Genomic DNA, 24,794 nt, shown 5'->3' with positions numbered 1-24,794 from the left:
TATTTATTAGCATTCCTAGTTCCTAGATCCTAGTTCCCAACTCCTAATTCCTAGCCCCAATTTTATGTCTAATGTCCGCCGTATCTACACTCTTAGCCACGAACTTATGCCCGAAGTCCGCGCCGTGACTTTCGCCAAATGTTCACGTAGTCCAGAGTCTTTTGACGAAATTGCTAAAGAGCTAACCGAAGCCAAATCAGCGGAATTTCATGAAAAGTGGGTAGTCGGCTATGGCCATTCCTCTGTTGCCGAACATGCCTTCCTTTCCATTGCCATGGAAAACGTTTCTATTATTGCCACCAAAATCATCGAGGATTGCCGTCTCGCTTCTTTCACTGAAAAATCTACTCGCTATCAAATCTTTACCCGCGACCGATGTTATTACCCGGAAAACATAATGAACTCGGAATTTGCCGATTTATACAAAAATACTATCAATCTGCTTTTTGATACTTACGAAAAAATCATGGGTCCGTTAGGCGAGTTTATTAAAAATAAATATCCGCCAACTCCAGAACAAGGCGAAAAAATTTATGCCAGTGTTTGCAAATCTCGTACCTGCGATAACGCCCGTTACTTACTGCCGGCCGGTACACTAACTAATCTTGGCATGACAGTGAACGCCAGAACGCTCGAACACTTGATAGTCAAACTACTTTCTCATCCACTCCAGGAAATGAATAATATTGGCGAAGATATAAAAAATGCCGGCATTGCCGAAGTGCCGACATTGATCAAATTCGCCGATATTAACGAATACCAAAAAGCTACCGGCAAATCCCTGAAAAATATCGCTTCTGAAATATTTAATAGAAAACAAATCCAACCAACCGAAGAACCGGTAAATATCGTCGACTACGACACCGACGCTGAGAATAAACTGATTGCCGCCCTGCTTTACCGCTTCTCAGACATTCCCTATCAGCAAATAATCGAACAAGTAAAGCAAATGACAACGAATCAAAAAGAAAAAATCATCGACGAGGCGCTGAATCGCCGTGCTACCTTTGACGCGCCCTTACGTGAATTTGAACACATCTATTATACTTTTGACATCCTAATGGACTACGGTGCTTTCCGCGACGTCCAACGTCACCGTATGTGCACGCAAACTAACCAATTAGTCACCGCTGTTCACGGCTACGAAACTCCGGACGAAATTGTCGAGGCTGGATTTGGCGATGATTACAAAAAAGCCATGGATGCCGCTGCTGACGCTTACCAAAAAATCAGTACCAAGTTTCCTTTTGAAGCCGGATACTTGGTACCGCTAGCTTTTCGCCATCGGACGCTATTTACCTGGAACTTACGCGAACTACATCATTTTATCTCTCTACGTAGCGGCAAAAAAGGCCACGCTTCATACAGACGTATTGCTCAGCTCTGCTGGCAAAAATTGAACAGCGTCCAACCACTGCTAGCCAAATACATCCGCGTTGACATGGATCAAACCGGTATTTCCTGGGCAGCCACTATGGATCGTAAAGATTTTGTCTTCAATCCATACGCCGCTCGTCAAAACAACGAAAAAAAATCAGAATAATTTAAAAAAATATGGTTGGAAAATTAATAGTCATCGATGGCACTGACGGTTCAGGCAAAGCCACTCAGACGGAAATATTGGTTAATCGACTAAAAACCGACGGTTATAACGTTGAAGTAACCGACTTTCCGCGCTACGGCCAAAAATCAGCCGGATTGGTCGAAGAATATCTTAATGGTAAATATGGCGGAACAAATGATGTTGATCCAAAAGTAGCTTCTATTTTCTACGCTACCGACAGATATGCTGCTAGTTTTGATATGCGTCGATGGTTGGCTGAAGGAAAAATTATTGTTTCCAACCGCTACGTAGCGGCAAATATGGGTCATCAAGGAGCAAAATTTATTGATGCCCAAAAAAGAAAAGAATATCTCGACTGGTTGTATAACCTAGAATACGAAATTTTTAAAATACCAAAACCAGACATCAATATTATTCTCCATGTTGCCGCGGAAATATCCCAAAAAATGGTTGACGGCAAAGGACGACGTGAATACATCGGAGAAAAAAAACGCGACATCCATGAAAATGACATCAACCATCTAAAAGCTGCCGAACAAACTTATCTGGATATTGGAAAAAATTACCCAGGATTTGCTCTAATCGAATGCGTTGAAAATGGACAAATAATGACTAAAGAAAAAATTGCTGAGCTGGTTTGGCAAGAGGTCAAAAAAATAATTTAATAATTACTTACGAAAAAAGTCGGTTGCCAACAGACAATTTTTTTGATTTATTTCAAAATATTGGACTAAAAATCTTCTTCCCCGCGCGTTTTATTTATGCTAAAATTAAATAACTATGAAATATTTGCCTACAATTGGTCTGGAAATCCACTTCCACCTCAAAACCAAATCAAAAATGTTTTGTTCTTGCGCCAACGTCGATCTGGATGAGCCGAATAAAAATATCTGCCCGGTCTGCACCGCTCAACCCGGAGCCATGCCGGTAATCAATAAACAAGCAATTGAACGGACTGCCCTAGTTGGTTTAGCCTTAAACTGCAAGCTGGCATCAAAGTTTAATTTTGAAAGAAAAAACTACTTTTATCCGGATTTACCAAAAGGCTACCAAATCACTTCGACTGCCAATCCTCCGTGTCTAGGCGGATATCTTGTCATCAATGAAAAAAAAATCCGTATCAATCATATTCATCTCGAAGAAGATACTGGCTCGCTCAAACACAGTAGTGACAAGACATCCAGTCTGGTTGACCTCAACCGTGCCGGCGCGCCACTAGTAGAGCTCGTCACCGAACCGGATATGGAAAGTGGTCCGGAAACCAAAATGTTCTGCCAAGAGTTACAGCTGATTTTACGTACCCTAAACGTAGCTGACGCCGACATGGAAAAAGGTCAGATGCGCTGCGAAGTAAATATTTCCGTCCGACCAGAAAAAACTAAAAAACTTGGCACTAAAGTAGAAATAAAAAATCTTAATTCTTTCCGTACCGTCGAAAGATCTATAGATTATGAAATCAAACGTCAAACCGAGCTACTAGAAAAAGGTGAAAAAATAATCCAAGAAACTCGAGGTTGGGATGAGGCTAAACAACGGACCGTGTCTCAACGCCGTAAAGAAGAAAGCCATGATTACCGATACTTCCCCGAGCCAGATCTGCCGCCAATCACCTTTGACCAAAGCTTTTACGAAAATATAACGGCACAACTGCCAGAGCTACCGGTCAAAAAGCGCGAACGTTTTATTTTAGAATATGGTTTTAGTCATGAAGATGCAAAATTAATCACCGCCGATAAACATTTAGCTTCTTTTACTGAAAACACCGTCTCCGAATTGCGCGAATGGCTTAGCTCACTGGAAGGAGTCGAAGGAACCGACGAAGAAATTTGGAGTACAAACAAGAAAAAAATGACAAAGTTAGTTGGCGGTTGGGTTACCTCTGAACTTTTCAAACTAACCAATGAATCCAAGTCTGATTTTTCTAATCTAAAAATCACTCCGGAAAATTTTGCCGAGTTTATCACTTTGATTTACCAAAACAAGGTCAACTCTTCCTCTGCTCAAAAAATACTAAAAATCATGTTTAATACTGGTGGCGATCCCAGCCATATCATGGACGAACAAGATCTGTCGCAAAACGACAATGTTGATGAACTAAACGCGGTAATTGATAAAATTATAGAAAATAACCCTGAACAGGTACAACAATATCAAAGCGGCAAAAGCAGCGTTTTCCAGTATTTCGTTGGTCTGGCAATGAAAGAAACCAAAGGCAAAGCCAATCCTGAAACCGTACAAAAACTACTAAAAGAAAAATTAAGCTAAAAACTAAAATCTAAAATAACGCTTCGCCAAACGACGAAGCGTTATTTTTTGCTATTTTTTGCCTAAAAGTAAATCGTTATACGAAACCGCTATTTTTTTATATTTATCCAAACCAAGCATCTTAATAACCTTCTTATGTTCCTTTTGCGCAGCAGAATTACTTTGCCACAAAACAGTCTCTAGCTCCAGATATTTACCTAGCCCTGACACCTGATCAAAATGTATTCTCGTGTGCTCGTGAAGCCACAAATTCCTTTTCTTTTTTACCGTCACCCTTATCCCCAAAATCCTAGACAAAGCCTTTTTAAACAACATCGCCTGGTCTTTATTTAGATTAAATATTTCATAACTGGAAAGTTTTGAGCTCTTCTTATCGGAACGGAAATAATTTATCAGTTCAAAAACTTTGCCATTTATTTCTCGTAATTTTAGTCTGCCGGAAGCAACATTAAAATAAGTATCAGTTTGATATAAAACACTAATCTCTTTTACTCCGGCCGCTCTGGCAGAGCGCTTAACTCTGGCAAAGTCATTGAGCTTTAATTTTAATTCTATGTTTTTCATTTTAATTTAAAAATTCACTAACCGTTTTTTTAATTTTATCGTAATCATTGGTCCAAATAATATCTTTATCACGTTTAAACCAGATTATTTGCCTTTTGGAAAAATTTTTTATTTCTTGGGCGAGCCCCGCCACCATTTCCTGATAGCCAACTTTCTTTTGCAAATATCTTGCTAGCCATTTATATTCCAAACCGAATGCCTCCAGTCGCTTCCAACTAACACCATTTTTATGCAAACGCCTTACTTCACCGATCATATTTTCTTTTTCTAGCCTGTCTTCAAGTCTTTTATCGATTCGCCGAAAGATCACTTCACGTGGGTAAATAAGACCAATCTTCAAAAAATCATAAGGTGGTTTATTTTTACCCTCAACTTCAGATTTAGTTTTCCCCGTTTCATAAAATATTTCTAACGCCCTTTGCACACGCCGTCGATTTTTTTTATCAATAATTTTATACGTCTTAGGGTCAATCTTCTTTAATCGCACCAAAAGTTGTTTCAAGGTTAATGGTTCGAGACTTCGCCTCACTTTTTTACTTTTTACTTTCGACCTTTCACTTAATACATAACCTTCTGTAATTGCGCTAATATATAATCCTGTCCCGCCAACAATCATTGGTATCTTGCCTCGCTGCAAAATATCTTCAATCGCAGCATAACCCAATTTTTGAAATTTAGCCACGTTAAATTCGGTATTAGGACCAACCACGTCAATCAGATGGTAAGTAATTTTTCCCACCCTGTGCCCACTGCTTACCACCCTGTACTCTTTTAAATCCTTCCCCGTTCCCACATCCATACCTTTATACACTTGTCTTGAATCAGCCGAGATTATTTCGCCGTTAAATTTTTTGGCTAATTTAACACCAATCCTGGTTTTTCCAGATGATGTTGGACCCAAAACCACAATTATTTTTTTATCCACATTATTCATACTAGCTAAAAAAGATTAAATATTGTATTATAATAAACGTGGCGAAGTATTTCGCTGCAACGACAACGACGAATCTCTGTCCAACGAACCAGGTTCAGAGGGAACGCTTTTAGCGGGGTAACGGTTAAGTGGCAGTGCATTTCACACCAACAAGACCGTGTGTGGAATCGGTCACTCTATCCCAATAATCGTGTTTTGCTAGAAATCAATCTAGCTAATGTCCCAAAAGCTTCCCTTTACAAAACTTCAAACCGCGCCTCACCCATCTGGTCTGGCGCGCGCCCCCACAAAGGACCTTGATTACAAAGGTCCTTTATCTTTTTATCAAAATTTCTTCACGTCTCCACGATAACTTTTATTAATCTGCATTCTTTTTACCTGACCGGCTAGTGTACCGGATTTTTTATTAAATTTTTTAGCCTTCAGGCTCTTTTTCTCCCTTTTTTCGGCTTTTAGCTTTTTGCCATTCATAAAAAATTATTTTACTAAATGACCGCGCAAAATCCAAGTAAGCGTTTCATCTATTTTTACATCAACAATTTTACCAATCAGGTTTTTGTCACTGGAGAATTCTACTCTCTTCATCTCCGAACTATTACCACAATATCTACCTTTACTAAAACCGTCCACCAAGACCGAAACTACATTGCCTTTATATTTTTTATTTTTTTGTAAAGTATTTTTTTCCATCAATTTTTGCACCTCCAGCCAACGTCTTTTTTTCTCCGTCAGAGAAACATTATCTTTCATCTTTGCCGCCACCGTACCGGGACGAGCAGAGTATCGTGCCGGATAAGCAATGTCAAAATCAGCCTGACGATAAACCTTGAGAGTATTCAAAAATTGTTTTTTTGTCTCACCAGGAAAACCAACAATAATGTCCGTACCAAGAGCAATGCCTGGACACTTCCTGTTTATTTTTTTGATCAAGCCTAAATAATATTTTGCCGTATAGTGACGGTTCATCTGACGTAAAACATGATCGTCTCCAGACTGTAAAGGCAAATGCAAATAATTCACCATTTTTGGTAGCGCCAAAGCATCAATCACTTCGTCAGTCATATCTTTGGGGTGCGGTGCGGTAAAAAATATTCTTTCAGCTCCTTTTATCTTATCAATCTCCCAAAGTAATGCGGCAAAATTATGACGATAGGGATTTTTTTTGGAAAAATTCTTTTTATCCTTGGGCTGATAAGCATTCACGTTTTGTCCCAGCAAAGTTATTTCCAAAAATCCTTTTTTAGCCAGCTGCCTAATTTCGGTCAAAACATCGCGTAAAGACCGACTGCGTTCTCGACCACGGACATATGGCACCGCGCAATAAGCACAAAAATTGTTACAGCCCGTCATTATTGGTACAAAGGCCGAAAAATCACTATGATGATGCGGCATAATATCTAAATAATCATCGTACTCTCCTTTTATACTATTTTTTTTCAAACCGTATTTTTTCTTTACCGCCAATTTTACCTTGCTATATTCCCCAATACCGACAACAACGTCGTACTTACTTTCCAGTTCTTTGCGATCCGGCGGCAAAATACAACCAGTTAAAATCGTTAATATTTTACTATTTTTCTTTTGCCACTTTTTCCATTTACGCGCAAAGCCAAAAGAGCGATCTACTGGCGCACGTCTCACCGAACAAGTGTTTACCACTAAAATGTTGGCCTTAGCTTCACTATCGGTGGCAACACATCCTATTTTTTCAAAAAAACCAGCCATTCTTTCCGAATCGCTTTTATTCATCTGACAACCAAGTGTGACTATATAAAATTTAGGTTTCATAGGTAAGGTATACGGGGATAAGTATACAGTATACAGGAAATATACTTAGCCCCTGCATACCGTATACTGCTTCCTGCATACCAATTACTTCGAATTGATAAACTCGTTCATCAAATTATCATTTATAACCGAATCGCTCTTTTCTAATTCATTTTTTAGTTGCTCACGACTTTTTTCTAGTACCTGCTCAATAATAGATTTGGTGCTAGACACTGTCTTTTGCTCTAATTGCTTCAAGGTATCCAGATTGTAAGCGCGTTGTTCAACACTGCCAGTCCCCGCTGCCTCGGTCAAACTTTGTTCGATGGCTTTTGGATCCTGCATTAACGAAACTAAAGTAGCTAACCAGTTAGCCGAATCATCAATAACGCTACGAATCTCATTTTTTACTGAGTCTTGTAATCCACTTTTATCCTCCAATTTTTTTAGTATATATTCTCGACTCAACTCATCACTGGTATTTTTGCTAAGTAGCTCATTTACTTGGTCATTTTTTTTCAATTCTTCTTTGGCCTTAATTAGTCCAGCCTTAACTTTTTCGGATTCTTTCTGATATTTATCCAAAGCTTTTTTTATTACTTGCTGACTTTTGGGATCAGCCGGCTGGTTAAAAAGCTCCTCCACTTCACTCAAACGATCGTTCATCTGCTCTAAACGCAAATCTTGTTTTTTCACCTGATCAAAAGTAAAAAATATCTTTACTTTACGCCAAGCATCTTTAATAAAATATAAAGGATTTCCCGGTAAAACTATCGGCTCTCCTTTTACTAAACCAAAACTTGCCGGAATAATTTCTTTTTTCTTTTTTTCTTTTTCTCCCGATACCGGCTCATTTACCGATCCGCTATCAAACAATTCATTAATTAAAATCTCCTCGCCCGTCGACTCATTTATCGCGGGATTTCCCTGCGGATCACCAGTAGCGTCAGTGTTGACGTTACCATTACCCGCTACTTCACTACTAGCCGAATCATCTGACTGATTGACATCACTCTCGGCAAAAGACCCGATTGGAACAAAAAAGTTCAAAACCAAAAACAAACAAAGAAAAAATGTTAATGCTTTGGTCATATTTTTATTATTTTAATTCTTTATCGCGAGTAACGATTTTGCCCAAAATCATCTTTTTAAACTCGTCTTTACTGTATTCTACCACATCTTTTTGTCCGCGAACACGAACCTGTAGTTTATCACTAGCTATTTCTTTGTCACCGATCACTAGCATATACGGCACTTTTTCTCCCGTAGCCTTACGAATCTTGTTACCGACGGTCTCGTTGAGATCATCGACTTCTACGCGAATACCGAGTGCTTTAAATTCTCCGGCTAATTGCTCACAAAAATCAACGTGCGCCGAACCAACCGAAACGATCTTTATCTGTACCGGTGAGAGCCAAACCGGAAAAGCCCCTGCATAATTCTCAATCAATAACCCCATAAATCTTTCAAAAGAACCCATTAACGCTCGATGCAACATATAAGGTCTCTCCTCTTTACCCTCAGAATTAACAAAGGTCATGTCGAATCTTTCCGGTAAATTAAAATCGAACTGTAACGTTGAACACTGCCATTCACGACCAAGAACATCTTTAATCTTATAATCCAATTTTGGACCATAAAAAGCCGCCTCACCCTCTTCTTTGATGTAGTCAAGTTTTAAATCTTTAGCAACTTTTTCCAAGATTTCTTCGGTAAACTTCCAGCCTTCGTCATTACCGGCATATTTTTCTTTATTATTTGGATCGCGAACCGACAAATATACCTTATAGTCATAAAAACCAAACGCTTCAAAATATTCCCTAATAAACATAGCAACCATTTTCAACTCTTCTTCAATTTGATCCTTACGACATATAATATGAGCATCGTCTTGAGTAAAGCCACGAACGCGAGTCAACCCGGATAATTCCCCAGATTTTTCATATCTATATACCGTACCGCATTCAGCCCAACGACAAGGTAAATCTCGATAGGAGTGTGGCTCTGATTTGTAAATCTTTACATGAAAAGGACAATTCATTGGTTTTAACAAATATTCTTCTTTGTTCTTTTCAGCGACATGATCGTTATCTTGATAATCTTTCAGTGAACGACCAACCTCCAAAACCGGATACATACTATCGTTATAAAAATTCCAGTGGCCTGATGTTTCCCATAAAATACGACTGCCAATATGAGGACTACGAACCAAGTCATATCCGCTGTCTAAATGCTTCTTATACCAAAAATCTTCTATTATTCTCCAAAGCAGTGCTCCTTTTGGTTTCCACATAGCCAACCCCAGACCTACTACCGGATCAAAAAGGAAGTATTCTTTTCCAATAACACGATGATCTCTTTTTTCTGCTTCAGCTCGTAAATTTAAAAAATGATTAAGATCTTCAGCAGAAGTAAAAGCTAAAGCGTAAATACGGGTCAACATTTTATTTTTTTCGCTCCCCCGCCAATAAGCGCCAGCCAGTTTATCTAGCTTGAAAGCCACCCCTGCCAAATCTTTTTCCGAATCAACGTGCGGACCTTTACAAAGGTCGGTAAAATCTCCGGATTTGTAAATCGAAACGTTTTTCTCACCATTATTCTCCAGCTCATCAATCAACTCCAGCTTATAAGGCTGCTTTTCAAAAAACCGCCTAGCATCAGCAAAAGACATTTCGCTTTTTTCAAAACTAATACCAGATTTAATAATCTTTTTCATCTCCCATTCAATCTCTGGCAGCATTTCTTCTTTTAACCCCTCAACGTCAAAATCATAATAGAAACCATTTTCTATCATCGGACCAATAGCTATTTTGGCCTTGGGAAAACTTTTTAGTACCGCCATCGCCATGATGTGCGATAATGAGTGACGAATTTTATCGATTGATTGTTCTTGTTTCGACATAGGTTTTAAATAATAATTATAAAGTGCCGGCTTTGCCGGCATCCCGCCTAGGCGGGATTGGTTGTTAAAACAACCAAAAGTAAAAAGTTATAAAGTTCAATTAAATTTTTCTTTGAACTTTAAACTTTATAACTTTCTACTAAAAAGCCCCATCCCTAAAACACTCATTAACAACGAATGCTTTTGGGACGAGGCTTTTACTATCCCCGCGGTTCCACCCAATTTTTTCGCTCCAATGCGAAACACTTGGTTATTTAAAGGTTTAGCTATAGCTTTAAAGCGTTATAATGCCAAAAAATAGGCAGGATGTTTGGTGGACACCCCAATCACCTTTATTTATTTATTTTAATACTTATATTTTTTTTGTCAACATTTAAACGTTATTCGTTTTCTTGCACTCTAATATTGATATGGTCCATGAGTTGCGGCACTGTTTTTACCCAAAAAGGAAAAAACTTTACCTGAAAAGATTCGATGGTATTTTGACCAGAAAGATAATTTTCTAATTGTCCTTTATTCATACCCTTTAGTTTTTCTTTAGCAATGACCGGGCTATTAAGATGAATCACTGAGGTACCAGAAAACTGAACTTTTATCGAAGCAGCTTTCGCCTTGGTATCTAATTTTTCGATTGAATAAACCAAAGAATCATAATCCACTCCTATTAATTGTTCTTCGATTGGTACTCCACTTTTTAATTTATTTTCCGCTAAACGTAAAAGGCTGTCTTTATCAAAAAATACACCGCGAACCAAAGCTCTAACTTTTACCCTAAATCTTTCTTTTTCATCACCAGCTCTGGCATCTATTTCACTTTCTTTTTCTTCCAATACAACCGCCTTTGCTACTTTACTATCCAAACCTAGTTCGGCGAAACTTTGAGCTTCAAGTTGTTTTAAAAGTTCGTCTTTAGCACGAACGATATCATCATCGGTTACTATCAACACCTTTTTCTCACCTAAACCAATCGGGGAAACCGCTTCTGCATAAATTTTGTCTTGTAATGAAGGATGCAATCCGGGAATGGTAAATTTTGTTCCCGCCGGAATAGTCCTACCTTCTAATATCTTTGGATTGTCGGCGTAAACATCCACTTCAACAGATTTTCCCGGCGCAATATCCACTCGACTACTAATCCTTACCAACGTTTGGTCAGCTGAAAGCAATCTGGTAGTAGCAACTAATGGCTGAGAACGACGATAATTATTAGTAATTTTCACTCGTCCTATTTCTCCGGAAGCAACTGGTTTGCTGCCGCTAGCCATGAATTCTTTTTCTCCAGTCACCTCTTTTTCAAAAAATACGCCGTTGATTTGATCCGTTAATAATCCGTCCTCACCTTCCATAACCTCAACAGTAAAACTAATGTCATGTTTTTGCGGCCTAGGAATCAAGGATATTTCCGTGGAAACAAAAGAAAAATATAAAATAACTAAAATTAATATTGCGGTCAAAACTACGAAGCTTATCACCACCTTACGATAAAGACCTGCGGACGACTCACGTCCTTTACTTTTTACTCCTTTAATTTTTGGTATAGCCGGCTTTCTTGACATACAAAAAAATAAAAAGTTAGTTATATTGTGTTTCCGCCTAAATTATACAACAAAACCTTTTATTAGTCCAACTTGATATTACCCCAACCAACCATCTGTGCTATTTCATCACGAAAGTTTTCATTATAATTAACCCGATAAGGAGTTTCTAATCTCTGCCATCTACCGTTATTGTTAATCAAAAGATATACAATATAGTCACCAGGATATTTACTAAAAATCTCTTTCAGATTATCAGCCATTGCATGATTAGGCGGCTGATCAAATTTGATCACTACGCGGTCAGGAATACGGCTGGATGACTTAATTGCATTATTATTAGTATAACCATTATTATTACCGTTATAATAACCGCCATTACCGTTACCACTATAACCACCACCATTACCTCTAATTTTTATTGGACCGTTATACTCTGACACTATTTTGTCAATAATATCAAGTCTTACCTCTGCTGCTTTATTTACCACTATTTTAAGTTCTCCGTCTTTATCTGATATTCTGCCTTCAGTAATAACCGCCTTTTCTTCCTGCCATATATGACTGGTGGTCTGCAGAGTCTTGGGAAATACAATAAGCTCAGTAGCGCCAGAAGTGTCTTCAATTTTAACAAAAAGCATTGGATCGTTGCTGCGGGTAAATACTTTCTTCATCGTCGTGATAATACCGCCAACACGAACCACTTCCTCGCCTTTATTTTTTAAAATCTGCAAGTTGGCGCAAGGAGTAGTCAAATCGCGCAACTCTAGCTCATATTCTTTATACGGATGACCTGAGATATAAATTCCTAAATATTCCTTTTCCCAAGTCAGACGTTCTTTTTTTGTACTCTCCGGCGCTCGTTCAAGTTGTAATGATAATTTTGGTCCAATAGTGGAAGCGGCAAATAAACTAGCCTGCGAAGAATCTTGTTCTTGCTGAACATCTTTAATAAAAACCAAAATTTTCTCTATATTGTAAATAATTTGATTACGTTCGATCAGGTTATCTAAAGCTCCTGATTTCGCCAAACTTTCAATTGACTTCTTGTTCAAATCTTTTGACCGTACCCGGGACAACAAATCTTCAAAATTTTTATACTGACCGTTGGCTTTGCGTTCATGGATGATTGCTTTAGCGATTGCCTCGCCCAAATTTTTTACAGCATTAAGCCCGAAACGAATACGTGGTTTGTCGCTTTCCAAACTGGCTGCCACTGCGGTAAAAGTCGAGTAACTCTCATTAATATCTGGCGGTAAAACTTCAATGCCCATTCGTGAACATTCTTCAATTTCTATGGCGATTCTATCCATATTATCTTTATCGGAGGTCAATAATGAAGCCATAAATTCCGCCGGATAATTAGCCTTAAAATAAGCGGTTTGATAAGCAATCATGCCATAACAGGCAGCGTGAGCACGGTTAAATCCATAACGAGCAAACGGTTCGATAAAGTCGAATATCTTTTCTGCCGTAGTTTTATCCATACTGTTTTTGACGCAACCAGCAACAAACTTTTCTCGCTGCTCCTGCAAAAGACTGGCAATTTTTTTACCGACAGCTTTGCGCAATACATCTGCTTCGCCAAGAGTAAAACCGGCCAAATCCCGTGCCATACGCAACACTTGTTCCTGATAAACCGCCACACCGTAAGTACCAGCAAGTATCGGCTCTAGCTTAGGATGCAAATACTGAACCTTTTTCCTGCCGTGTTTACCATCAATAAAATCAGGAATAAACTCCATTGGTCCCGGACGATAAAGCGCCACCATAGCGATAATATCCTCCAGTTGGTTTGGTTTAAGCTGTTTAAGATAACGCTTCATGCCTCCGGACTCCAACTGAAACACGCCGGTAGTCTCACCGCGACGCAAAAGCTCAAAAGTTTTTACATCTTCCAAAGGTAAATTGTTCAAATCTTTTTTCTCGCCATGTATTTTTTCAACAATGTTGATGGTGTTTTCCAAAATAGTCAAATTTTTCAAACCTAAAAAATCCATTTTTAGCAGACCGAGATCTTCAACTGGATGAAGTGAATACTGCGAGATAATAACATCGTCGCCAGAACTAGAATATTGGATGGGAACATATTCGGTCAAAGGATCCGGCGTGATTAAAACACCACAAGCATGGGTGGATGAATGTCGAGCGACACCTTCCATTTTCTTGGCGGTATCGATGACTTTTTTTGCCTCCGGATCACTATCATAAAGTTTTTTCAGTTCTGGCTCTATTTCCAGCGCTTCATCCAAGGTAGAAAACATCGGAATTAACTTTGCCATTTTATCACAAAAGGCGTAAGGATAACCGAGTACTCTGCCAACATCGCGGACGGCAACACGCGCTGCCATTGTTCCAAAAGTAATAATCTGAGCAACATGATCCTTGCCGTATTTATTTTCCACATAACGAATAACTTCGTCACGACGGGTATCGGCAAAATCAAGATCAATATCGGGCATAGAGATTCTTTCTGGATTCAAAAACCTCTCAAAAAGTAAATCGTACTTGATCGGGTCTATATTAGTAATATTAATCAAATAAGATACTAATGAACCAGCGGCCGAACCACGACCAGGACCCACGACAATCCCGTTATCTTTTGCCCAGTTTACAAAATCAGCAACAATCAAAAAATAAGAAGCAAATCCCGTCCTACCGATAACTTCCAGTTCATAGCGCAGCCGCTCTTCTACCCTTGAATCAACATTATTGTCGCCAAATCTTTTTTTGATGCCATTTCTGGCCAGCTCTTCCAAATATTCCATGGCTGTTTTTCCTTCCGGCAGATCGTAACGCGGCAATTTGATTTTGCCAAGTTCAATCTCCAGATTACAGGAATCAGCGATTTTTTGGGTATTTTCTAACGCCTCCGGATAATCAGCAAAAGTATGAACCATTTCTTCTGGCGTACGCAAAGAAAAGTCATCACCTAGCATACACATACGATCGCTTTCTTCTTTTTTCCTTTTGGTTTGCAAACAAATCAAAACATCATGAGCTTCGTCGTCTTCTTTATTGAGATAATGAATGTCATTGGAAGCAATCATTGGTACATCAAGCTTTTTTGACCATTCAACTAAACCTTTATTTACTAACGCTTGCTCTGGAATACCGGGATTGCTCTGCAGCTCGAAATAAAAATTACCAGGACCAAAGAGATTTTTATACCGTAAAATAGTTTCTTCTATTTTTTTCTCATCGCCGCCAAGTATCGCCCGCGGTACTTCACCCTGAATGCAAGCCGAACAAGCGATAATTCCTTCGTGATATTTTTCTAGTAATTCCCAATCAATGCGTGGTTTGTAATAAAAACCCTCAAGATGAGCGATGGAAACTAATTTTAATAAATTTTTGTATCCCGTCTGATTTTTGGCAAGTAAAATGAGATGATAATTCACTTCGTCAATCCGCGATCTTTTATTTTGATGTCCGCCTGAAGCTAAATAGGCTTCAACACCGATAATCGGCTTGATACCGGCTTTTTTACATTTTTGATAAAACTCAATAGCACCATACATCACACCGTGATCGGTAAGCGCCAAAGCCGTCATGCCGTTATCTTTAGCCTTTTTGATTACATCATCAAGTTTAGCCAGACCGTCAAGCAAGCTATAGTGAGAATGGGTATGAAGATGGACAAAATTCATATATTAGGTAAAACATAAAACATGTAACGCACAACAAAAATTGATGCTTTTTGTTATATGTTACATGCTTTATAGCCCGTGTTATCAAAACTACTTTTTTTTATTTTTGGTTTTCGCCTCTTGTTTCTTATTGATTAGATATTTCACCAATTGCGCTACGCCTTCAGAAACTAAAGCCAAATGCGACGTAGATTTTTCTAATTTGCTCTTAGCTAGATCGATCAAACCTTCCACCTTTTCCACTTTTTGTCTAATACTTTTAGCCACATCATAACCCTGCTTAAGCAGCATCGCTATATAATAAATCATCCAGCATAAAAATGCCGTCAGCCACAAAACACAAAAAGAAATAACGATATAAAGAAGGTCTTTGGAGTTTTCTAGCATATTATTTTATTTTTATTTTAATTTTTTTATACAAACTGCTTTATCTCACCCTGGCTTTAAATTTGTTACCTAGTTCTGTAACAACCTTTTTTTCTACCTGCCCTACCTCTTCGGCTGTCAGAGTTCTGTCTGGCAAGGAAAAAACCAGATGGAAAGCAAGACTCTTATGCCCTGCCTCTATTTTATCACCTTGGTACACATCAAACAATTCGATATCCGAAACTAGTTCCCCACCGACTTTTTTTACAGCCTTTTTTACATCTTCCCAAGTCGTGCCGTCTGGCAAAACAATAGCTAAGTCGCGTAAAACCGACGGATATTTGGATATTTCTTCATAAACCTTGTTGTCGTCATAAACGTTTGCTATCATCTCGGCGTTTAGCTCAAATATCCCCACCGCTGGCTTTATATCAACCTTGTCTGCCACGGTTCGGGCTAGTTCACCAACCAAACCCAAGACCTTTCCTCGAACAACGACTTGCATAGCTCTGGTTTTTTCGCACCAAGCGGGAATATTCTTTGGAACCTGCCAAAAATAATCGAGACGCAACTGATCGAGCAAAGACTCAACTACTCCTTTGACGATATAGAATGGCTGATCGTTTCCAGCCTCAACAGCAACGCCGCTCAGATATTTTTCTTGAAAAGGTAATTTTTCTTCTTGACCGATAATTTTGATATACTGCCCTTCAAGATTTTTGATAAACACGCTGTCTAGCTCGAACAATTTGAAACTATCATAAAAACGTAAATTGTCGGCAACGTTTTTGACTAAATTGGGAATCAAGCTGTTGCGTAGTAAGCCTTGTTCTTCTGACAAAGAATTTGCTAACTCGATATGATCGGCAGCTAAAAGGCCAAGGTTACCAACTTTATTTTTATCAACAAAAGAATAGTTGTAGCTCTCAGTAAAAGCGAGCGGACCAACCAGGATATCTTTTATCTTTCGTTCTACTGTTCGTTCACGATTTTCTTGCGGTAGCGACATCGGTAACACCGGATCGTCAGATTTGATATTGTCGTAGCCGTAAATTCTCGCTACTTCTTCTAGTAAATCCTCAGTAATAGAAACGTCGCCGGTAGCGCGCCAAGAAGGAACAACGATGGTTAGTTGATCCTTTTTTTCTTTTATTTCAAAATTTAAACGCTGCAAAATATCCAGCACATCTTCTTTGGTAAGCGCGGTTCCTAGACGATTGTTTAACCAACCAAGATCCAAATCAATTTCCGGCGCTTTGAACTCATAATTATTTTCGTCAACTACCTTGCCGGAAATTTTTGCTTCAGGAATAAATTCTTTTACTAGTTCAACTGCTCTTTGCATTGCGGTTTCGGCTAGCAGCGGATCAAGGCCTTTTTCAAACCGAGCGCTGGACTCACTGCGGAGTCCTAGTTTCATCGATGTCTGACGAATATTGCTAGCTTTAAAATTTGCCGCTTCAAATAATACCGCCGTTGTATCATCTTTTATCTCACTATTTTCTCCGCCCATGATACCGGCAAGAGCTACGCCTTTTTTGGCGTCTTTGATTAGCAGCATGTCTTCGTCCAAATCACGCTCGACGCCGTCCAGAGTGACAAATTTTTCGCCTCTTTCTGCGGTTTCGACAACTATTGTCGCGCCGCTGACTTTGCGTAAATCAAAAGCGTGCATCGGTTGGCCTAGCTCCAACATTACGTAATTGGTAATATCGACAATGTTGTTGATCGGACGCACACCTGCTGCTTCGAGCAATTTTGCCATCCAGGCTGGCGATGGAGCGATCTTTATTCCTTCGATTATCACGCCGATATAGCGTGGACATTTATCTTTATCTTTTATTTCTACTTTGAGTTTTTTACCTCGACCGCCTTTTATTTCCGGAGTTTTGTATTCCTGTAAATCTATTTTGAGCAAAGCGGAAAGTTCTCGCGCTATGCCGTAATGACCCCAAAGATCCGGCCGATTGCTCATTGATTTATTATCTACTTCCAAAATCACATCATCTAGTCCAAGCGCTTCGGCTAACGGCTGACCAATCTCTAGATTGAGATTGGTTAGGTCAGCAACTTCCGCTTCACCACAAGGAACCGCACCATCAATACCAATCTCCTCGCTAGCGCAAATCATACCAGCAGATTCGACACCACGAATTTTGGCTGGTTTTAGTTCTGTTACCTCGGCCTCTCCGTGCCAGCGGACAAAAGCTCCGACGCGGGCAAAGGCAACGACCATTTCATTGCGCAGATTTATTCCGCCACAAACAACTTCAAGCTTATCGCTACCAGTATCAACTGTAACGATTTTTAGCTTATCGGCATTCGGGTGCGCTTTTATTTCCAAAATCTTGGCAACAACAACATTATCCAGTAGTTCACCTTGTTTTTTTATCCCCTCCACTTCCACCGTCGACATGGTCAGTTTGGCCGCTAGATCTTGCGGCGTAAAGCCCTTGGGAATATCGATAAATTTTTTCAACCAGTTAAGTGAAATCAACATACTATTATTGATTCTATATTCTTAATTTCCGGCGAAGCCGGACCCGGATCCGCCGGGCTTATCTCTTTTTTTTAAAATTGATCCAAAAATCTTTTATCTCCGCTCATAAACAAACGGATGTCGTTGATACCGTATTTAAGCATGACTAGTCTATTGAGGCCAAAACCAAAAGCAAATCCCGAGTATTCTTTGGGGTCCACGCCACCGGCAATCAGTACATTCGGATGCACCATGCCAGCGCCAAATATTTCTAGCCAGCCGGTATCTTTGCACAGACGGCAACCTTTGCCTTGGCATAAAAAGCAACTGACTTCGCCATTTACTCCCGGCTCGACAAAAGGATAAAATTTGGGACGGAAACGAACCTTGGTTCCCGGACCGTATAATTTTTTGGCAATAATTTCCAGCACGCTTTTCATATTGGCGATGCTGATATTTTTATCAATCATCAGACCTTCCAGCTGATAAAAAGTGTGCTCATGACGAACATCAGTGCTTTCGTTACGGAAACATCGACCAGGTACTATCACGCGAAGCGGCGCGCCGTGTTTTTTCATCGCTCTGATTTGTACTGGCGAAGTCTGACTGCGCAACAGTAATTTATTTTTGGGATCGTAATTTTTTTCTTCTTTAATATAAAAAGCGTCCTGCATGTCGCGCGCTGGATGATCAGGAGCAAAATTAAGCGCTTCGAAATTAAAAAAATCTGACTCTAGATCCGGGCCGTCTTCGACAATAAAGCCAAGCGAAGAAAAAATATCTTCCAGATGATACTGCACTTGCGATATCGGATGTAGATGACCAATATCAAATTTCTTACCCGGTAGCGTCAAGTCGATCTCACTTGCCTTCTTGTTACCGTCGATCTGATTTTTTATTTCAGTAAATCCAGCGACTAAGTCGTTTTTGATATCATTAGCTAGCTGACCAATGCTCTTACGTTCGTCTTCCGATAGATCTTTAAGCTGACGCAAAATGTTGGTTAGCTCGCCTTTACGACCAAGAATCCGAACTTCAAGATCGGCAAGTTCCTCTGAATTTTTTATTTTATTCAGCTGTTCTTTTACTTCGTCGGCTATTTTTTTCAGTTGGTCTAACATAAATTTACCCTATTTTATCCAAATATTTTGCTAAAAAATCCTCCACCCCATTTTATCACGTCACGAAAAGTAACAAAAATCATCAGGCCTATCAGTAACATAAAACCAATATTATGCACCACTGCCTCAACTTCTTGACGAATAGGACGGCGACGAATCTTTTCGACAATCAAAAACAGAATTCTTCCACCGTCAAGCGCTGGCAAAGGTAAAAAATTGATAATTGCTAGATTGACTGAAAGCAGTGCAGTGAATTGTAATAAATAAACAAAACCCATGCGCGCCACCTGACCAGTCATTACCGCAATACCCACCGGACCGGCGACATCGGCACCAACCGGAATACCAGTTACTAAATTTTTAATCAACGTATAAAAAGCAACGACAATCGCCCAAAATAAACTAAAAGTCGCTTCCGCTCCTTTTATCGGCGCCAAATACCAAGGGTAAGACACAATTCCGGTTCGAGCTAATGCAACACCAATACCAGCCTTGCCTATTTCCTCGCGAAAAACCGGAACAACTTTTACGTTTACATCTTCTTGCCCTCGCTGTAAAGCCAAATTTATTTCCTGACCGTCTTTACCGGCTATATAAGACTGAACGTCTTCAAGCTTATTTAAACTATTACCGTCAATACTAACCAAAGCATCACCGCTTTGAAGACCAGCTGTTGCTGCCGGCGAACCGTCCGATATGGCATAAATTTGAATTTTAGCATCCTTGACATGCGCTCGACCCAGATCGGATAAATCATCAGGTAGCGCTGAAGGTAGTCCAATACCAAAACCAATGGAAAGTAAAACTATTGCCAAAACAATATTCATCAGCACTCCCGAAGACAAAATAATCGCCCGCTGCCAAACCTTTTTACTGCCAAAGCTGTCGTTTTCTTGTCGATTTTCCCCGTCTTCGCCTTTAATTTTAACAAAACCGCCAAGAGGAATCCAGTTGAGAGAATAATTAATACCGGTTTTTTTGCTTTTCCATTTTTTTGCCTGCGGCGGAAAACCAATACCAAATTCTTCTACGGCGCAACCAAATTTACGCGCAGTAATAAAATGACCGATCTCGTGAACCAAAACCAATATCGCTAGGACGGCGACAAAAATTATTATCGTAAAAATCATAAAATAAAAATTATTTTGTTTCAAAATTTGTTTCTTCAAGGTCAACTTTTCCACCGAGCCATCTGGCGCTGATTTTACCCACTTGCTCGGTCAAATCGCTAAAATAAAACTTCGAATCACCCTCCTTATTCGTAATTCGTAATTCGTAATTCGTAATTTCCTTAACCACTTCTTCTGCTGAATCAACCAGTACCACTCTTTTTCCTATTTTAGCGGAAATCACCTCTTTTAACAAGGGATAATGCGTACAGCCAAGTATTAACGTATCAATACCAACATTCTTAAAATCAGTTAAATATCTGCGAGCTATCATTTTTGTTTCGGGTCGTGTCAGCCAGTTTTCTTCCACCAGCGGAACAAAGAGCGGACAAGCAGCGGAAAATACCTTAATACTGGAATCAATCTCCTGAATTTTCTTGGTATAAATCTGCGAAGCAATCGTTGCCCGAGTACCAATAACTCCAATTTTCTTGTTTTTAGTAACTGCAACCGCTCGACTGACAGCTGGCGTGATTACTTCCAAAATCGGCACGTCAGGATGCTTTTCCCGCAAAGCTTCAACAGCAACAGCTGATGCCGTGTTGCAACCAATAACAATAACACTGGCGCCCTTAGATAACAAAAAGTCGGTATTCTCTTGCGAATACCGGATAATAGTTTTGGGACCTTTGTTGCCATAAGGCGTCCGAGCCGTATCGCCAAAATAGATAATCGGCTGATTGGGCAGTTGTTTTAACACCTCTCTAACAACAGTCAACCCACCTACCCCAGAATCAAATATACCAATCATAACCCCTATATTGTAATGTAATTTTGGTAAAAGAAAAAGAGCAATAATTCCTAAAGTCTATCTAGTCATTTTTTGCTAATAAATCTAACAACTCTTGCTTTTTACTGATAACCAGTTCCTCGCTTTTCGCCTCGATATTGCATCGCAATAATGGCTCAGTATTAGAACCCCTGAGATTGAAACGCCAATCGTCATAAGCAATCGAAACTCCATCAGTAAAATCTTGCTGCCCGTCCGCATATCTTGCTGCTATTTGGCTAATTTTAGCATTAACGTCGCTAACCGTAGTATTAAATTCTCCGGAAACAAAAAAGCGTTTAGTGTAATTTTCCAGCAATTCGCCTAATTTCTTACCGCTAACAGAGACAGCCTGCCAGATCAAGAGTAGCGGTATCATGCCGTTATCTGAGTAATAATTATCTTTGAAATAATAATGACCGCTGGACTCACCGCAAAAAACAACGTCTTCCCGACGCATTATATCCATGATAAACGATCGACCAACACGTGTTGGCAGCGCCGTCCCGCCATGCTCCTCTGCCGCTGCCTTTACCGCCCAAACATAACGAATATCATAAAGTGTTTTGGCACCGGGGTACTGTTTCAGCATTTCTTCAACCAAAAATGCCGTAATATAACATGGCTCATAAAAATTACCATTGCCATCACAGAAGAAGCAACGATCACCGTCAGCATCCCAAGAAACACCAAAGTCGGCACCGCTGCTTTTAGCCAAGGCAGTAAACTCTCCCCTGTTTTCCGGCACCATTGGGTCGGGTCGGCCTTTAGGAAAATTGCCGTCCGGATTAAGATTTAGAGGAACAATCTCCAGCGGCAGACCGCGTTCCTTGGCTAATTTTTCTAATAGCTTGCCACTTGGACCAAAGTTACCGTTAGCAACAACTTTTTGTTGCTTTAAAACTTCCGGATCGATAAATGACAAGATGAAGTCAAAATATTCGCTGGTATAGTCTTTTTCCTCCACCTTTCCCGATAAACCTGGTGACGCAAGTGTTCCCGACATAACCAAATCGCGGATCTCCGGCATTTTGTGCTCGGCAAAAACCGGCTTAGAGTCTTTTTCCACCATCTTAATACCGCCGTAACCAACCGGATTATGTGAAGCCGAGGCAACTATACCGCCATCAAAACCAAATTTGCCAACAACAAAATAAATCATGTCAGTTGGTATTTGCCCGATATCTACCACATCGACTCCAGATTCTACTAAAGCGCGGATCAATTCTGCTTGCATCTTGGCATTGCAATCTCTAACGTCGCGACCGACCACCACTCGCCTGGGTTGGAAGACTTTGGCAAAGGCAAGTCCGATCAAAAAAGCTCCCTGCTCGTCAATCTCCTGAGGGTATAAACCTCGAATGTCGTAGGCCTTAAAAACGCTGGCAGAAATAGGCATATTTTTTTTGACTAAAAGTAAAAAATTCTCTATAATTTAAACAAAATCATTATAACAATTCTAACTAATAAAAGCTAACTTTTATGGATCTTTTAAGTATCATTTTAATCGTGATTATTGTACTAGTTGTTATTATCGCTCTTTATTTGATTTTGACCTACAACGGACTAATCCGTTTCAAAAATCGCACTGATGAAGCTTGGTCAGACATCGATGTCCAGCTCAAACGTCGTCACGACTTGATTCCGAATTTAGTCGAAGCAGTGAAAGGTTACTCCAAACATGAAAGTGAAACTTTTACCAAAGTTACCGAAGCACGAGCCGAAGCCCTTAACGCCGGCACTATAGAAGAAAAAGCAGCAGCTGAAAATGTTCTTTCCGGCGCGCTCAAATCTCTTTTTGCCGTGGCTGAAAGCTATCCAGAATTAAAAGCCTCACAAAACTTTTTACAACTGCAAGATGAACTCTCTGACACCGAAAACAAAATTCAGGCTTCCCGCCGCTTTTATAACGGCAACGTTAGAGACTTCAACACCAAACTGCAAGTTTTCCCTACCAACTTTTTTGGCAAAATGCTCGGATTCAAAGATTATCAATTCTTCCAAATCACTGATGAAAAAGAACGCCAAAACGTGGAAGTAAAATTTTAACTCCCAGCTCCTAGTTCCTGGTCCCTAATTTTTTATGTACTCCCAAATCGACTCCAACAAAAGAAAAACGGTTTTGCTGATAATTATTTTTATCGCCTTGATTTTAATTTTGGGCTTAGTCTTTGGTCAGCTTTATGATTATGGCTATTTTGGACTTGTAATTGCCGCCGTCATCTCTACAGCCATGAGTCTTTTTGGTTATTACAGTGGCGATTCGGTGGCACTTTGGAGTGCTGGCGCAACGCCGATTAAAAAAACCGACAATCCATATGTTTACCGCATGGTGGAAAATCTTTGCATCACTGCCGGTCTACCCGCACCAAAGGTTTACGTTATCAACGATCCGGCTATTAATGCCTTTGCCACTGGGCGCGATCCACAACACGCGACAATTGCTATCACCACTGGAGCGATACAAAAACTGGAAAACGAAGAACTGGAAGGCGTGATCGCTCACGAATTATCTCATATCAAAAATTACGATATCAGGCTAATGACGATAATTATTGTTCTGATAGGAATCATCAGTATCCTGGCTGACTTTTTTTGGCGCAGTAATATGTTTGGCAGAAGATCAAATGATCGAGATAGTAATGGCAACGGCGTACTCATGATTATCGGCTTGATACTCCTAATTTTGTCTCCAATTATCAGCGAACTGATAAAACTCGCTATCTCACGCAAACGAGAATATTTGGCTGACGCTTCAGGATCTCTTCTCACCCGCTACCCCGAAGGGTTAGCTCGAGCTCTGGAAAAAATAAAAAATGAAAATCTGCCAACAAAAAAAGCTGGCAGTGCTACCGCCCATCTTTACATTGCCAACCCTTTTGGCAGCGGTAAAAAATCTCTCACTAATGCTTTTTCCACCCACCCGCCGATTGACGACCGTATCGCCAAACTACGTTCTATGGCTTAAAAAAATTAACTAAATAACAAAGCCCTTAGGGCAAAAATAAAAATATGCCATCCCCAGATATTTCAATTAAAAAACCTCTTCACCCTACCAAAGAACTGCTTAAAAACAGTTGGATTTTTTTTAAAGACAATTCCGACAAACTAATCAGCATTTCCCTTATTATGCTTGGTCCGACTATTTTAAACCAGCTGATTGCCACTTTTTTTAGCGGAACACTAAATCCAATCCTAAGCGGACTTGCCTTAATTTTAGGTATTTTATCACTGATTTCCAGCGTTTGGGGCACTATTGCCATGATCACTTTTATCAACGGAAACGATCCCCAAATGTCAATCGCTGACGCCTTTAACCAAAACGCTTCTTTTTTCTGGTCATACCTTTGGGTTGGAATTCTCCTGTTTTTGATAGTTTTGGGCGGATTGATCCTGGTTATTATCCCCGGTATCATCTGGGGAATAATGTTTAGCCTTTTTGGCTATGTCATGATCTGCGAAAAAATTAAAGGCTTTGACGCCGCCAATAAAAGCCGCCAACTAATCAAGGGTTATTGGTGGTCTGTTTTTATACGCTTTTTAGTGATTGTTTTGCTTTATTTCATTATCGGAATAATCCTTTCACCGCTGGGAGAAAAAACCGCTCTTTATTCCCTAGCGACTATTTTGATCGGAATATTTTTATCCCCCTTTGCTTCCGTTTATGTCTACAACATTTATCGCAACCTGCAGGAAATAAAAAAATAAA

The 24,794-nt window shown here is 39.7% G+C and carries 20 protein-coding genes; 6 read left to right on the top strand and 14 right to left on the bottom strand.

Annotated features, from left to right (window positions below; translation table 11 throughout):
• Positions 1-64: 64 nt before the first annotated feature.
• The 3 genes from WC310_00980 to gatB all read left to right on the top strand — a co-directional run bounded on the left by WC310_00980 (position 65) and on the right by gatB (position 3,829).
• Positions 65-1,543 carry an FAD-dependent thymidylate synthase gene (locus tag WC310_00980; protein ID MFA5358377.1) on the top strand — a complete coding sequence of 493 codons (1,479 nt, stop codon included), beginning with the start codon at positions 65-67 and terminating at the stop codon, positions 1,541-1,543.
• 11 nt (positions 1,544-1,554) lie between these two features.
• Entirely contained in the window at positions 1,555-2,229 is a 675-nt protein-coding gene (locus WC310_00975) for a thymidylate kinase (GenBank protein MFA5358376.1), read from the top strand.
• A gap of 115 nt (positions 2,230-2,344) precedes the next feature.
• Entirely contained in the window at positions 2,345-3,829 is a 1,485-nt protein-coding gene (gene gatB, locus WC310_00970; GenBank protein ID MFA5358375.1) for an Asp-tRNA(Asn)/Glu-tRNA(Gln) amidotransferase subunit GatB, read from the top strand.
• 51 nt (positions 3,830-3,880) lie between these two features.
• Here gatB and WC310_00965 read toward each other — a convergent pair whose 3' ends face one another.
• The 14 genes from WC310_00965 to WC310_00900 all read right to left on the bottom strand — a co-directional run bounded on the left by WC310_00965 (position 3,881) and on the right by WC310_00900 (position 22,484).
• Positions 3,881-4,393 carry a class IV adenylate cyclase gene (locus tag WC310_00965; protein MFA5358374.1) on the bottom strand — a complete coding sequence of 171 codons (513 nt, stop codon included), beginning with the start codon at positions 4,391-4,393 and terminating at the stop codon, positions 3,881-3,883.
• A gap of 1 nt (position 4,394) precedes the next feature.
• On the bottom strand, positions 4,395-5,327 hold the full coding sequence (gene miaA, locus WC310_00960; GenBank protein ID MFA5358373.1) for a tRNA (adenosine(37)-N6)-dimethylallyltransferase MiaA: 933 nt from the start codon (positions 5,325-5,327) through the stop codon (positions 4,395-4,397).
• A gap of 324 nt (positions 5,328-5,651) precedes the next feature.
• The gene (locus WC310_00955; protein ID MFA5358372.1) at positions 5,652-5,798 is read right to left on the bottom strand and encodes a hypothetical protein; all 147 of its coding nucleotides are present in this window, start codon (positions 5,796-5,798) and stop codon (positions 5,652-5,654) included.
• A 6-nt stretch (positions 5,799-5,804) separates the two neighbouring features.
• Positions 5,805-7,115, bottom strand: a complete 1,311-nt coding sequence (miaB, locus tag WC310_00950) for a tRNA (N6-isopentenyl adenosine(37)-C2)-methylthiotransferase MiaB (GenBank protein ID MFA5358371.1) — start codon at positions 7,113-7,115, stop codon at positions 5,805-5,807.
• 84 nt (positions 7,116-7,199) lie between these two features.
• Positions 7,200-8,186 (bottom strand): DUF5667 domain-containing protein, encoded by a 987-nt coding sequence (locus WC310_00945; GenBank protein MFA5358370.1) that lies wholly within the window; start codon positions 8,184-8,186, stop codon positions 7,200-7,202.
• 7 nt (positions 8,187-8,193) lie between these two features.
• Complete coding sequence (thrS, locus tag WC310_00940; GenBank protein MFA5358369.1) at positions 8,194-9,996, bottom strand: threonine--tRNA ligase; 1,803 nt, start codon at positions 9,994-9,996, stop codon at positions 8,194-8,196.
• A 380-nt stretch (positions 9,997-10,376) separates the two neighbouring features.
• A complete protein-coding gene (locus tag WC310_00935; GenBank protein MFA5358368.1) occupies positions 10,377-11,552 on the bottom strand; it encodes a hypothetical protein in 1,176 nt (391 codons plus the stop codon).
• A 62-nt stretch (positions 11,553-11,614) separates the two neighbouring features.
• Positions 11,615-15,181 carry a DNA polymerase III subunit alpha gene (locus tag WC310_00930; GenBank protein MFA5358367.1) on the bottom strand — a complete coding sequence of 1,189 codons (3,567 nt, stop codon included), beginning with the start codon at positions 15,179-15,181 and terminating at the stop codon, positions 11,615-11,617.
• Between the two features lie 90 nt (positions 15,182-15,271).
• Positions 15,272-15,568: a hypothetical protein gene (locus WC310_00925; protein MFA5358366.1), complete on the bottom strand. Its 297-nt coding sequence runs from the start codon at positions 15,566-15,568 to the stop codon at positions 15,272-15,274.
• Positions 15,569-15,608: 40 nt separating this feature from the next.
• Entirely contained in the window at positions 15,609-18,047 is a 2,439-nt protein-coding gene (gene pheT / locus WC310_00920; protein ID MFA5358365.1) for a phenylalanine--tRNA ligase subunit beta, read from the bottom strand.
• A 71-nt stretch (positions 18,048-18,118) separates the two neighbouring features.
• A complete protein-coding gene (pheS, locus tag WC310_00915) occupies positions 18,119-19,147 on the bottom strand; it encodes a phenylalanine--tRNA ligase subunit alpha (GenBank protein MFA5358364.1) in 1,029 nt (342 codons plus the stop codon).
• A 14-nt stretch (positions 19,148-19,161) separates the two neighbouring features.
• Complete coding sequence (gene rseP / locus WC310_00910) at positions 19,162-20,277, bottom strand: RIP metalloprotease RseP (GenBank protein ID MFA5358363.1); 1,116 nt, start codon at positions 20,275-20,277, stop codon at positions 19,162-19,164.
• Positions 20,278-20,287: 10 nt separating this feature from the next.
• A complete protein-coding gene (gene murI, locus WC310_00905) occupies positions 20,288-21,067 on the bottom strand; it encodes a glutamate racemase (protein MFA5358362.1) in 780 nt (259 codons plus the stop codon).
• Positions 21,068-21,128: 61 nt separating this feature from the next.
• Entirely contained in the window at positions 21,129-22,484 is a 1,356-nt protein-coding gene (locus WC310_00900; protein MFA5358361.1) for a phosphomannomutase/phosphoglucomutase, read from the bottom strand.
• Between the two features lie 83 nt (positions 22,485-22,567).
• Here WC310_00900 and WC310_00895 point away from each other — a divergent pair, with 83 nt between their 5' ends.
• Genes WC310_00895 through WC310_00885 form a run of 3 tightly spaced genes read left to right on the top strand, consistent with a single transcriptional unit; the run spans position 22,568 to position 24,793 of the window.
• On the top strand, positions 22,568-23,134 hold the full coding sequence (locus WC310_00895; protein ID MFA5358360.1) for a LemA family protein: 567 nt from the start codon (positions 22,568-22,570) through the stop codon (positions 23,132-23,134).
• Positions 23,135-23,168: 34 nt separating this feature from the next.
• Positions 23,169-24,053, top strand: coding sequence for a M48 family metallopeptidase (locus tag WC310_00890; protein ID MFA5358359.1), 885 nt, complete (start codon positions 23,169-23,171; stop codon positions 24,051-24,053).
• Between the two features lie 44 nt (positions 24,054-24,097).
• Positions 24,098-24,793: a hypothetical protein gene (locus tag WC310_00885; GenBank protein MFA5358358.1), complete on the top strand. Its 696-nt coding sequence runs from the start codon at positions 24,098-24,100 to the stop codon at positions 24,791-24,793.
• Position 24,794: the final 1 nt, after the last annotated feature.

The organism is Patescibacteria group bacterium (assembly GCA_041653535.1).
Taxonomy (GTDB): Bacteria; Patescibacteriota; Patescibacteriia; order JACRDY01; family JACRDY01; genus JBAZFH01.
This window is presented reverse-complemented; position numbering and strand designations above follow the sequence as displayed.